The sequence below is a fragment of the Pseudomonas salmasensis genome (genome assembly GCF_014268375.2).
Taxonomy (GTDB): Bacteria; Pseudomonadota; Gammaproteobacteria; order Pseudomonadales; family Pseudomonadaceae; genus Aquipseudomonas; species Aquipseudomonas salmasensis.
In genome coordinates, this window is sequence record NZ_CP077083.1 from 2,354,754 (window position 1) to 2,366,876 (window position 12,123).

Annotated in this window: 12 protein-coding genes; 8 read left to right on the forward strand and 4 right to left on the reverse strand. The window is 61.2% G+C overall.

What is annotated here, in order from left to right; all coding sequences use genetic code 11:
• Window positions 1-33: 33 nt before the first annotated feature.
• Window positions 34-636 carry a CoA pyrophosphatase gene (locus HU731_RS10340; RefSeq protein WP_098950462.1) on the reverse strand — a complete coding sequence of 201 codons (603 nt, stop codon included), beginning with the start codon at window positions 634-636 and terminating at the stop codon, window positions 34-36.
• A gap of 147 nt (window positions 637-783) precedes the next feature.
• On the opposite strand from HU731_RS10340, the gene HU731_RS10345 reads away from it, so the two are divergent.
• The 7 genes from HU731_RS10345 to nagE all read left to right on the forward strand — a co-directional run bounded on the left by HU731_RS10345 (window position 784) and on the right by nagE (window position 9,278).
• On the forward strand, window positions 784-1,332 hold the full coding sequence (locus HU731_RS10345; protein WP_044272407.1) for an NUDIX hydrolase: 549 nt from the start codon (window positions 784-786) through the stop codon (window positions 1,330-1,332).
• Between the two features lie 36 nt (window positions 1,333-1,368).
• Window positions 1,369-1,872 carry a L,D-transpeptidase family protein gene (locus tag HU731_RS10350; RefSeq protein ID WP_014719790.1) on the forward strand — a complete coding sequence of 168 codons (504 nt, stop codon included), beginning with the start codon at window positions 1,369-1,371 and terminating at the stop codon, window positions 1,870-1,872.
• 262 nt (window positions 1,873-2,134) lie between these two features.
• Window positions 2,135-2,893, forward strand: a complete 759-nt coding sequence (locus tag HU731_RS10355; protein WP_186607864.1) for a GntR family transcriptional regulator — start codon at window positions 2,135-2,137, stop codon at window positions 2,891-2,893.
• 10 nt (window positions 2,894-2,903) lie between these two features.
• The gene (nagA, locus tag HU731_RS10360; RefSeq protein WP_044272409.1) at window positions 2,904-4,010 is read left to right on the forward strand and encodes an N-acetylglucosamine-6-phosphate deacetylase; all 1,107 of its coding nucleotides are present in this window, start codon (window positions 2,904-2,906) and stop codon (window positions 4,008-4,010) included.
• Complete coding sequence (locus HU731_RS10365) at window positions 3,991-5,013, forward strand: SIS domain-containing protein (RefSeq protein WP_152641132.1); 1,023 nt, start codon at window positions 3,991-3,993, stop codon at window positions 5,011-5,013. The genes nagA and HU731_RS10365 overlap by 20 nt, the downstream gene beginning before the upstream one ends.
• A 30-nt stretch (window positions 5,014-5,043) precedes the next feature.
• Window positions 5,044-7,554, forward strand: coding sequence for a phosphoenolpyruvate--protein phosphotransferase (gene ptsP, locus HU731_RS10370; protein WP_186607872.1), 2,511 nt, complete (start codon window positions 5,044-5,046; stop codon window positions 7,552-7,554).
• A 26-nt stretch (window positions 7,555-7,580) separates the two neighbouring features.
• Window positions 7,581-9,278, forward strand: a complete 1,698-nt coding sequence (nagE, locus tag HU731_RS10375) for an N-acetylglucosamine-specific PTS transporter subunit IIBC (RefSeq protein ID WP_186607863.1) — start codon at window positions 7,581-7,583, stop codon at window positions 9,276-9,278.
• A gap of 78 nt (window positions 9,279-9,356) precedes the next feature.
• Here the strand turns inward: nagE and HU731_RS10380 are convergent, their stop codons facing one another.
• Window positions 9,357-9,641, reverse strand: coding sequence for a hypothetical protein (locus HU731_RS10380; protein WP_186607862.1), 285 nt, complete (start codon window positions 9,639-9,641; stop codon window positions 9,357-9,359).
• Window positions 9,642-9,930: 289 nt separating this feature from the next.
• On the opposite strand from HU731_RS10380, the gene HU731_RS10385 reads away from it, so the two are divergent.
• Complete coding sequence (locus tag HU731_RS10385; protein WP_186607861.1) at window positions 9,931-10,398, forward strand: EF-hand domain-containing protein; 468 nt, start codon at window positions 9,931-9,933, stop codon at window positions 10,396-10,398.
• A 674-nt stretch (window positions 10,399-11,072) separates the two neighbouring features.
• Here the strand turns inward: HU731_RS10385 and HU731_RS10390 are convergent.
• The gene (locus HU731_RS10390) at window positions 11,073-11,336 is read right to left on the reverse strand and encodes a DUF6124 family protein (RefSeq protein WP_186607860.1); all 264 of its coding nucleotides are present in this window, start codon (window positions 11,334-11,336) and stop codon (window positions 11,073-11,075) included.
• 475 nt (window positions 11,337-11,811) lie between these two features.
• Window positions 11,812-12,123, reverse strand: a complete 312-nt coding sequence (locus tag HU731_RS10395; RefSeq protein WP_044268045.1) for a YqfO family protein — start codon at window positions 12,121-12,123, stop codon at window positions 11,812-11,814.

A 12,123-nucleotide genomic window follows, 5' to 3' on the forward strand; every position in this document is an offset into this window, starting at 1 on the left:
TTTTTCCTCACGGCATGCCATTTAAGCGATGGCTTATAGATTGATGAAGCTCTTGGGCGGCTGGTGCAGGCTGATCTGGGCATCGTCATAGAGCAGGTTGATCAGCTCGACAATCATGATCGCCGTCAGCCCCCAGATTTTGTATTCGCCGAACCGGTAGCTGGGCACATACCAACTGCGGCCCTGGTAATCAATGCGGTGAGTATGTTCGCGTGGGTCCTGTCGGAAAAAGTCCAAAGGCACGCTGAAAACGGCGGCAATCTCGGCGTCGTTGGCCAGGTATTCGACATAATCGGGGATCACGCCTACATACGGGGTCACGCGTATGCCATGCAGGGAGATCAACGGGCTCAATGGCCCGATCACCTCGACCAGCCCCGGCGGCAGGCCGATTTCTTCTTCGGCTTCGCGCAAGGCGGTAAAGATCAGGTCCGGGTCTTCGGGGTCGCGGCGCCCGCCGGGAAAGGCCACTTCGCCCCCGTGGGTCGACAGGCCGCTGGCGCGCAGGGTCAGGATCAGCTCGGGTTCGTCACTGCGGGTAATCGGCACCAGCACCGCCGCCTCGGGGAAACGCCCGTCGGTTTCCAGGGTGTGGGGGGTGTGATTGCTTACCCGGCGAAGTAGCTCGTCCAGCATGAGTCATCTCGGTCTGTTGGCTACCTTGCATCATGCACCAAAGCGTGCGAGCGCCCAACCCCAAAACCGCAGGGCTGTCGCGAAACGACAACTTGCAGGAACGCCCGGCACCGAGCCAAGATGTGCCCATTGTCCAGGAACCCCAGCATGAATTTCTGCAGCCAGTGCGGCAAACCGGTGACCCAACGCATTCCCGAAGGCGACGCACGCCTGCGTTATGTATGCGACCACTGCTCGACCATTCATTACCAGAACCCCAATATCGTCGCCGGTACCGTGCCGGTATGGGGCGATCAAGTGCTGCTGTGCCGCCGCGCCATCGAGCCACGCCTGGGTTACTGGACCCTGCCCGCAGGCTTTATGGAAAATGGCGAGACCGTCGAACAGGCCGCCATGCGCGAAACCCTGGAAGAAGCCTGCGCCCGGGTGCGTAACCTGAGCATCTACACCCTGATCAATGTGCCGCACATCAGCCAGGTGCATATCTTCTACCGCGCCGAACTCATCGACCTGAACTTCGCCGCAGGCCAGGAAAGCCTGGAAGTGAGGCTGTTCGACGAAGCCGATATCCCTTGGTCCGAGCTGGCTTTCCGCACGGTCGGGCGTACCTTAGAATGCTTCTTCGCTGACCGTCGCCAACAGGCGTACCCGGTACGTAGCGAGTCCGTGCCACCGCTGTCCAAGCCCGCCCAATAACAAGCCGGCCAATGTCGCCAAAGGGATACCGTTTCAATGCGTTGGTTGCTTGCTCTGATCTGCCTGTCGTTCGCCACGCTGTCCCCGGCCTCCACGGTGCAAACCCTTGGCGGTAAAACGGTCGAGAAAGTCCTGGTACTCAAGTCCGCCCACCAGTTGCAGTTGATCAACGACGGCAAGCCGTTCAAGACCTATCGCATTTCCCTGGGCAAGAACCCCAAGGGCCACAAGTTGATCGAAGGCGACCGCCGCACGCCCGAAGGCCTCTACTGGATTGACTGGCGCAAGACCAGCGACCGCTTCAACCTGGCCATGCACATTTCCTACCCCAACATCAGCGACGCCGCCCGCGCCCGCCGCGAAGGCGTGAAGCCGGGCAGCATGATCATGATCCACGGCACCCCCGACACCGAAGACTACCCGGAACAGTGGTTTCACACCCTGGACTGGACCGACGGCTGCATCGGTATGCGCAACGTGGATATGCGCGAAGTGTGGAACCTGGTCAAAGACGGCACCCTCATCGAAATTCGGCCGTAATCCCACGCCGTTGGTAAAATAATTCGAAAATAATTCCTGCCCCAGGCAGCGCCTGCCGGTGAATACCAGTTCACCGCGCGGGACCCTGCACTTGTGCGCGCCATAAAGACCTCTCTAATACCACTTGATGCCAAGCCCCATTAAAGCGCCCTGAAACCGGGATTCGCACCGTTTTGGTAGCATTGACATGGTATTTAAGTGGTATTAGTTTTCGGCCATTACCGGGCGACAACACTCCAATAACGCATCGGAAACCTGACAGATGAACCCCATCCTGGCCCTGCGCCCCGACGACAAGCAATCCACGCCGCTGTACCTGCAACTGGCCCGCAGCCTTGAAGCAGCGATCCATGCCGGCCAGTGGAAATCCGAACAGGCCCTGCCTTCGGAACGCGCCCTCAGCGAGCAGTTGAGCATCTCGCGGGTCACCGCCCGTAAAGCGCTGGAAGTGTTGCTGGCTCAAGGCCTGATCCGTCGCAGCCAAGGCTCCGGCACTTTCATTACGCCGCGCCTGGAACAACCCTTGTCGCGCCTGTCGGGGTTCAGCGAAATGCTGCGGCTCAAGGGGTTTGTGCCCACGTCCCAGTGGCTGGAGCGCGACATCACCCCGCCGACCCACGAAGAACTGATCCGCCTGGGCCTGTCGCCCACCGACAAAGTGGCGCGCCTCAAGCGCCTGCGCAAAGCCGATGACACGGTGATGGCGATTGAAATGACCGCCATGCCGGCCTCGGTGTTGCCCCACCCCCAGGCCATCGGCAATTCGTTGTACGAATACCTGGAAAGCATCGGCAAGCCCATCGTGCGTGCCTTGCAGCATATCCAGGCGATCAATGCCTCGGAGGAGTTCGCCGCGCTGGTCGGCATCGCCCCCGGCACCGCCATGCTGCTGATGACCCGCGTGGGCTACACCGCCGACAACACGCCGATTGAAATCACCGACACCTACTGCCGCAACGATTACTACGACTTTGTCGCAGAACTGCGCCGCCATGATTACTCCGCCGAATTGCGAACTTAGAGAACTGCCCATGACTGAAGACAATATCCTCACGCCCAGCGGCTGGATGCGTGGTCGCCTGGTGCACGAGCACGGCAAGGTGGTCGCCATTGACGGCACGCCGTGCGACCCGGCCGACAACGACCTGCCCTACCTGCTGCCGGGCTTTATCGACCTGCATGTGCATGGCGGTGGCGGCGCGGACATCATGGAAGGTGCGGGTGCCTTCGAGACCATTACCCGTACCCACGTGCGTTTTGGCACCACCTCGCTGCTGGCCACCACCATGACGGCGCCGGTGGAAGAAATCTCCCGGGTGCTCGGTGAGCTGGGCACGTTCTGCGAACAGCGCCCAGCCGGCAGCGCCCGCGTACTCGGCGTGCACCTGGAAGGCCCCTACATCAATCCGGGAAAACTCGGCGCCCAACCCAACTTCGCCCACACCGCATTGATGCAGGAAGTGGAAGCCTACCTGCGCCTGGCGCCGATCCGGGTGATCACCATCGCCCCGGAAATCGCCGGCCACGACGGCCTGATCCGCGCCCTCAGCGAACGCGGCGTGCGCATGCAGATCGGCCACACCCTGGGCAGCTATGAAGAAGGCGTTGCCGCCTTGGCCGCTGGCGCCACCAGTTTCACCCATTTGTACAACGCCATGAGCCCGCTGCATCACCGCGAACCCGGCATCGTCGGCGCCGCGCTGGCCCACGCCCAGTACGCCGAGCTGATCCCGGACTTGCTGCATGTGCACCCCGGCGCCATGCGCGTGGCGCTGCGCTCGATCCCCTGTTTGTACTGCGTCACCGACTCCACCGCCGCCGCCGGCATGCCCGACGGCGAGTACAAGCTGGGCAGCCACACCGTGACCAAATGCCTGGGCGGCGTGCGCCTGGCCGACGGCACCCTGGCCGGCAGCACCCTGACCATGGATCAGGCGCTGCGCAACCTGGTGAAAATCGGCCTGCCTATCAGTGAAGCCTCACAACGCTTGTCGCAATTTCCTGCGGACTACCTGGGCCTGGAAGAACGCGGCCGCCTGCAACCCGGCAGCTTTGCCGACTGCGTGCGCCTGGACCGCTCCCTGACACTCACCGACGTAATGGTCGAAGGAGACACCATTGACTTCAAAAATGCTTGAAGAGGCCCTGGCCTCCTGCGACGCCGTCGCGGCCCAACTGCAACGCCTGGACCCGATGCTTGAAGAAATCGCCGGCCGCCTGCGCCGCCAGCCACCGCAAGTGGCGATGACCATCGCCCGTGGCAGTTCCGACCATGCCGCCAGCTACTTCGCCTACCTGGCCATGCAGCATGTGGGCATTCCGGTGGCATCGTTGCCGATGTCGGTGGTGACCCTGTTGCAGGCGCCGATGAAAGTCAGCGGCCAAGTGGCGTTTGGTTTCTCCCAATCGGGGCAGAGCCCGGATTTGGTCAACAGCCTGCGCCTGTTGCGCAAACGTGGCGCCCTGAGCATCTCACTGGTCAACGCTGAAGACTCGCCGCTGGAAGCCGCCTGTGAATTCCACGTGCCGCTGTGCGCCGGGCCGGAACTGAGCGTGGCCGCCACCAAGAGCTTTATCGCCACCCTCAGCGCCAGTGCACAGTTGATCGGCCACTGGAATCAGGAAGCCGACTTGCTGCAAGCCTGCCAGGCCTTGCCCGAGGGCCTGCGTGACGCCGCCACACAGGATTGGCGCACGGCCATCGACGCCCTCAAAGACAGCCAGCGCTTGATGGTAATCGGCCGTGGCGCCGGGTTTGCCATCGCCCAGGAAGCCGCGCTCAAGCTCAAGGAAACCTCGGCGATCCAGGCCGAAGCCTTCAGCAGCGCCGAAGTGCGCCACGGGCCGATGGCGCTGATCGACGAAAACTACCCCCTGCTGGTGTTCGCCCCACGCGGCGCCGAGCAGGCCGGCCTGTTGAGCCTGGCCGCCGATATGCGCCAACGCGGTGCTCGCGTGCTGCTGGCTGCGCCGGATGACATCGCCGAACGCGACCTGACCCTGAGCCGCGCCGAACACCCGAGCCTGGACCCGATCCTGGCGATCCAGAGTTTCTACGTGATGGCCGCAGGCCTGGCTGAAGCCCGGGGCATGGACCCGGACCAGCCGCGCCACCTGAGCAAAGTCACCCGCACGCACTAAAGCGGCGTTTTCCTGATGAGTACCGTGCCCATGCCCAACAACAATAATCCATTGACCCTTAGCGCCCCCTTGAGTGGGCCGGTGCTGGCCCTGAACCGCGTCCCCGACGAAGTGTTCGCCAGCGGCGCCATGGGCGACGGTATCGCTATCGACCCGCTGAACGACTGCCTGCAGGCGCCCTGTGACGGCGTGATCATCCATGTCGCCCGCACCGGGCACGCCCTGACCCTGCGCGCCGACAACGGTGCCGAAGTGTTGATGCATATCGGCATCGACACTGTTGAACTCAATGGCGAAGGCTTTGCCTTGCTGGTGAAGGAAGGCGCACGGGTAAGCCAAGGCCAGGCACTGGTACGGTTTGACCTGGACCGCATTGCGCGCCAGTGCAAGAGCCTGGTGAGCCTGATCATCCTCACCAACAGCGACCGTTTTGCGCTGACGCCTGTGGCCGTGAAAAGCGTCAAGGCCGGTGAGCCGCTGATGCAACTGGCCCCGCGTTCGGGCACCGTCGTGCAGGCAGCTGTGGATAACTCCAGCGCCGAAGCCAGCGCCAGCGTGCGCATCACCCACCGCGGCGGCTTGCATGCGCGCCCTGCCGCACTGGTGCGCAAAACGGCGCAAGGTTTCAGCAGCCAATCGCAGTTGCACAGCGGTGATAAATCGGCGCCATGCGACAGCCTGATCGGCCTGATGGGGCTGGGCATTGGCGAAGGCGACGAGGTGCGGGTGACCTGCCGTGGCACCGATTGCGAAGCCGCGTTGCAGGCACTGGTCGCCGCGCTGTCTGTGGTGGTGCACGAGGAACATCACGCGCCGGTCGTGGCCACGCCCCGCCGCGTGAATACCGAAGCCAATGTACTGCAAGGCGTGTGCGCGGCACCGGGCCTGGTGTGCGGGCCGTTGTTCCGCCTGACGGGCATCGAGCTGCCGCAAGACACCGGTTCACATAACGTCGACGAGCAACGGCAACAGCTGGCTGCGGCCCTTGAGCAAGTGCGCGGCGAAATCCGCAGCACCCTGGACCACGCTCGCCAACGCAAGAATGTCGAGGAAGAAGAGATCTTCGCCGCCCACCTCGCCCTGCTGGAAGACCCCGCATTGCTCGACGCGGCCACCGCCGCCATCGCCCTGGGCAGCGCCGCCACCCACGCCTGGCGCGATGCGATCCAGGCCCAATGCGCCGTGCTGCTGGCGTTGGGCAAGCCGCTGTTCGCCGAACGCGCCAACGACCTGCGCGACCTGCAACAACGGGTACTGCGTGCGTTGCTGGGTGAAGCCTGGCACTTCGAATTGCCGGCCGGTGCGATTGTCAGCGCTCACGAACTGACGCCCTCGGACTTACTGCAACTGAGCACGCAACAGGCCGCAGGCATCTGCATGGCCGAAGGCGGCGCGACCTCCCATGTGGCCATCTTGGCCCGCGGCAAAGGCCTGCCCTGTGTGGTGGCGTTGGGCGATGAAGTGCTCGACGTGCCCCAAGGCCAACGGGTGGTGCTCGACGCCGGCAATGGCCGCCTGGAATTGGCCCCCAGCGAAGCGCGCCATGCCGAAGTCCACCAGATTCGCGAAACACAAAAACTGCGTCGTAAAGAGCAGCAGGCCCAAGCCCAGCAAGCGGCGCTGACCCGCGATGGCGTGACCATCGAAATCGCCGCCAATGTCGCCTCCAGCAGCGAGACCCAATTGGCGCTTGCAAACGGCGCCGATGGCGTCGGTCTGCTGCGCACCGAATTCCTGTTTGTCGACCGTCGCACCGCGCCGGATGAGCAGGAACAACGCCAGGCCTACCAGGCCGTGCTGGATGCCATGGGCGACAAGTCGGTGATCATCCGCACCATCGATGTGGGCGGCGACAAACAACTCGACTACCTGCCACTGCCCGTCGAAGCCAACCCGGTGCTGGGCCTGCGCGGCATTCGCATGGCCCAGGTACGCCCGGAACTGCTCGACCAGCAACTGCGTGCCTTGCTGCAAGTCTCGCCGCTGGGGCGTTGCCGCATCCTGCTGCCGATGGTTAGCGAGGTGGATGAACTGCTGCAGATTCGCCAGCGCCTGGATGAGTTGTGCGTGGAGTTGGCACTGACCGAGCGCCCCGAACTGGGGGTGATGATCGAAGTGCCCGCCGCCGCGCTGATGGCCGAAAAACTCGCCGAGCATGCGGACTTTTTGTCCATCGGCACCAATGACCTGTCCCAGTACACCCTGGCCATGGACCGCGACCACGCAGGCCTGGCCGCCCGTGTCGACGCGCTGCACCCGGCGTTGTTGCGGCTGATCGCCCAAACCTGCATCGGCGCAGCCAAGCATGGGCGTTGGGTTGGCGTGTGTGGCGCCTTGGCCTCAGACCCGCTGGCCACGCCGGTACTGGTCGGCCTGGGCGTCACCGAGCTGTCGGTAAGCCCGCCACAGATCGGAGAGATCAAGGACCGCGTTCGCCATCTGGACGCGGCGCAATGCCGGCAACTGAGCCAGGCACTGCTCGACCTGAGCAGCGCCAAGGCCGTTCGCCAAGCCTGTCAACACCACTGGCCGCTGAGCTGAAAACAACAAGAATAGGGAGACACGCCATGTACCAACACTTTATCGAAGGCCTGCAACGCCTGGGCCGCGCCTTGATGCTGCCGATCGCGATCCTGCCGATTGCCGGCCTGTTGCTGCGCCTGGGCGACACCGACTTGCTCAACATTGCGGTGATGCACGACGCCGGCCAGGCGATCTTCGCCAACCTGGCGCTGATCTTTGCCATCGGCATTGCCGTGGGGTTTGCCCGTGACAACAACGGCACCGCAGGCCTGGCCGGGGCGATTGGTTACCTGGTGATGATCTCCACGCTCAAGGTGATGGACACCACCATCAACATGGGCATGCTCGCCGGTATCGCCAGCGGCTTGATGGCCGGTGGGCTGTACAACCGCTTCAAGGACATCAAGTTGCCGGAGTACCTGGCGTTCTTTGGCGGGCGACGGTTTGTGCCGATTGTCACCGGCTTCAGCGCGGTGGGCCTGGGCGTAATCTTCGGCCTGATCTGGCCGCCGATCCAGCACGGCATCAACAGCTTCGGCGTGCTGCTGATGGAAAGCGGCAGCCTGGGCGCGTTCGTGTTTGGCGTGTTCAACCGTCTGCTGATCGTCACCGGCTTGCATCACATCCTTAACAACATGGCCTGGTTCGTGTTCGGCAGCTTTACCGATCCAGTCACCGGCGCGGTCGTCACCGGCGACCTGACCCGCTACTTTGCCGGCGACCCCAAAGGCGGCCAGTTCATGACCGGCATGTTCCCGGTGATGCTGTTCGGCCTGCCCGCCGCGTGCCTGGCCATGTACCGCAATGCGTTGCCTGAGCGGCGCAAAGTGATGGGCGGGATCTTCCTGTCGATGGCGCTGACCTCGTTCCTCACCGGGGTGACCGAGCCGATTGAATTTGCCTTTATGTTCCTGGCGCCATTTCTGTACCTGATCCACGCGCTGCTCACCGGCCTGTCGATGGCGGTCACCGACCTGCTGAATATCCACCTGGGCTTTACCTTCTCCGGTGGGTTTATCGACATGGTGCTGGGTTGGGGCAAGTCCACCAATGGCTGGCTGGTGGTGCCGGTGGGCCTGGCCTACGCGGTGATCTACTACAGCGTGTTCAGCTACTGCATCCGCCGTTTCAACCTGAAGACACCGGGCCGGGAAGACATCCAGGTGGTGCAGGCTGAAGCGATGAGTGATAACCAGCGGGCTACGGCTTATATCCAGGCGTTGGGTGGGGCTGAGAACTTACTGAGTGTGGGTGCTTGCACCACGCGGCTGCGCTTGGACATGGTGGATCGCAACAAGGCGGTGGATGCGCAGCTCAAAGCGCTGGGCGCCATGGCTGTGGTGCGGCCGGGGAATGGCGGCAGTTTGCAGGTGGTGGTTGGGCCGATGGCCGATAGTATTGCCGATGAAATTCGCTTGGCGATGCCGGGGTTTGTCGCCGTAACGCCTGTAGCGGTTGCACCTGTGGATAAGCCGGTGACGGTGAATGTGCAGGAGGCTGAGAAGTGGCTGAGTGCGTTGGGTGGCCGGGGGAATGTGCGCCATCTGGAAGCGGTAGCAATGACCCGGTTGCGGGTGGAGTTGGGGGATGATTCGCGGCTGTCTGAGGTTCAGCTCATTGCGCTTGGTTGCCAAGGTGTGAGTCAGCTTGAGAGCGGTGTTTGGCACCTGTTGATGGGTGACAAGGCATCGGGGTTGGGTGAAGCGCTGGAGCGGTTGGTGAGTCGTCCGATCAACGCCTGACGGCGCTAGGGTGACGCAGAGCGTCACGGGATGCGTTCCCACGCAGAGCGTGGGAACGATCAAACATTAGTAAGCGTCTTAAGTAACCGTGATCACCCATGGTTCCGAGCTATCTTGTGTATCTCTGTTAACGGCCACGAACTCGTATTTCTTGGCATCCAAATTGTTCACAGTAACGTCGAAGGGGGTACCAGTGATGGCTTGCGCACTCCCTAAGACCTGCCCTTGCGGGCCATCTTTGATATCAACAAACCCAGAAACAGAGACGCGACCGGTAAAGGTCAAAGTTCTACGAGGGGTATTGCCGCCACTTGGAATCTCTTGCCCACCTGCCGTTTTAACGCTGGTAATCATAACAGCCATGATCATTCTCCATCTGCGTAAGTGAGCAGCCAGTGAGCCATTATTGGCGAACAGGGGTAACTGTTAGAAATAACAGTTTCGATGAGCGGTTCGGGCCACTTCAGTGGTTGGGCGGGGCGTTGGAGCGGTTGGTTACCCGACCAATCAACGCCTGACCGATCGGTTACGTGTCTACTGTGAGATCTCACAGTAGATATTCGAGAAAGCGAGCACTAGTCTTGGCTGACAGGACAGTACTCCCGTGTAGCCGTCGCCCTGATTCTTATTGACTGAGTCTGGAGATGCGGCAATGGCTATCACTGTCGAAAAATTAGAAATCGCTCGTCGTGACTTTGAAAGAAATGACGCGAACCATGACGGCCTGTTAACAGCAGATGAATACCGACAGGCGCTGAAAGGCTATGGAGTTTCAGACAACACCATTGATGAGGCGCTGAATGAACTGGACCCCGATCACAATGGTGAAATTACGTGGTTCGAATTCCTCGTCGATTATGTCAACGATGTCCTAGGCCGTAAGGTCGCTTATCTCCAGATGCTGGAAAATCTGGATAAAACCTTCAAAGAATACGACACCAACAATGATGGCAAAGCGTCAGCCATTGAGATCACCGAGGCGCTGAAAAATCAGAACTACAGTGGCTACGATATTGAGAGCGCCATCACTCACCTGACCCAGCATTACGATATTGATGAGGATCGGGAAATCACCTGGAACGAACTGTTCATCAGCCTTATCCGCCAGTTTGAACACTGACAGTCCATCACTGCCTGAACTGGCCTCATCGCAGCATAGGTATCTACACAACTTCGGGTATTGCGCCGAGCCTGTGGCGAGGGAGCTTGCTCCCGTGGCGACCGGACAGCCGATGCTTATCTACCTGCCGCCCCGCGATCAAACTGTGGGAGCGGGCTTGCTCGCGAAGGCGGCCTGACAGCCGACAGGGATGTGGGATTAGATTGAGTACATATCCGTTATTTAGGTAACGGCCACCTAGGGTTCCGCCCCGGCGGCTCACTTTTGAAAAGCCGGAATGCCGGCCCAGTCAAAAGTAAGCAAAACGCTCTTGCCCCACCACTCGGCACCTCGCTTGGGCTCGGTGTGCCCGAACGCAGGCTTGAATCCGTGGGCCGCCGCCACGCGCCATCCATGGCGCGGGGCGGCTAACCCGGCGTCCTGCCGGGTTACCCACGAATTCAAGCCTGCGTTCGGCCAGCGTGGTTTAACGGGGCGCCTGAGATCAAGATCACAAGCAGATCAAGATCAAGAGCGGCTCGCTTCGCATCGGGGTTACCGTTGGCTGCTAAAACCTACAAAATTGTGTAGATACCTATGCTCATCGCAGGCAAGCCAGCTCCCACATTTTGAGCTGTGAATATACCGATCGCTCCCACGTAGAGCGCGGGAACGATCAACCCTGTGGTGAGGGTTCAGTTACTGATGGGTACTTCCTGGAGATCCAGAACTCGATCCACCATCAACTGAATGCCCTCCACCATCCGATGAATCCCCAGCACCGCATCACGGTGCGGGCCGTCGATTTCAAAAGCCAGATTACCCGCCAGCGCCTGTACGGAAGCCAGGTCTTGGGAGGCGTTGGCGAGCAGGGTTTCGCTGTTCAGGTTGGTTAGGACGGTGAAGATTTGGTCGGTGGACAGAGAATCAGATGGGGGATTTGGGCTGTCTTTGATCATGGTAAACCTCTGGTGTGAAGTAAGGACTACCAGCATCACTTGCAGATGATGGGTGGCAGCTGTGTGCGGGCCTGCAAGACCGAGAATCACCAGCAAGTCTCGGTAGACCCGAAGGTCTCCCGCACACAGCCGCCATAAATGGCGACCATGAAAAAGCGCCGCAATTATAAAGGCGCTTGTAACTAACTGGTGAGGTTTCGGCGGGCTTGCAGTCCCGGTCGCTGAATTGGCAGCGACTGACGAAGGTTAGTGGTACCCGTTCTGAGGGACAACCTGAAAGGCTTGTCGGAAAGTTCTGAGGCACCTGCACCGGCGCCATCGCAGGCAAGCCAGCTCCCACAGTGGGTTGATGCATGACAGGACAACACGATCAAACTGTGGGAGCCGGGCTTGCCCGCGATGAGGCCCTCACAGACAACAAAAAACCCGCTGACCAAACTGGCCCAGCGGGTTTCTTGTTTATGCAGCCAGCCGATCAAAAATCCGCCAACTGCCACACCTCATACGCCGGTGTCTCATACGGGTGACTGAGTTTCAAAGCAGCCACAACAGCCGCAATCAACTCATCCGCCACCACCAGCTCAACCTTCCACTCCTCAACCACTTCAACCTGGCCCACCTGCCCGATAAACGGCTGGCTGCCGTCCAACGCGCGGAATTGGCCCTGGCCCAGCACTTGCCAGGCGCAGCTGTCGTAGTCGCCGATGCGCCCGCCGCCAGCGGTGAAGACGGCGGTTTTCACCGTCTCTACATGGCTGTCGGGCACGAAGAAGGCGAGCTTGTACAC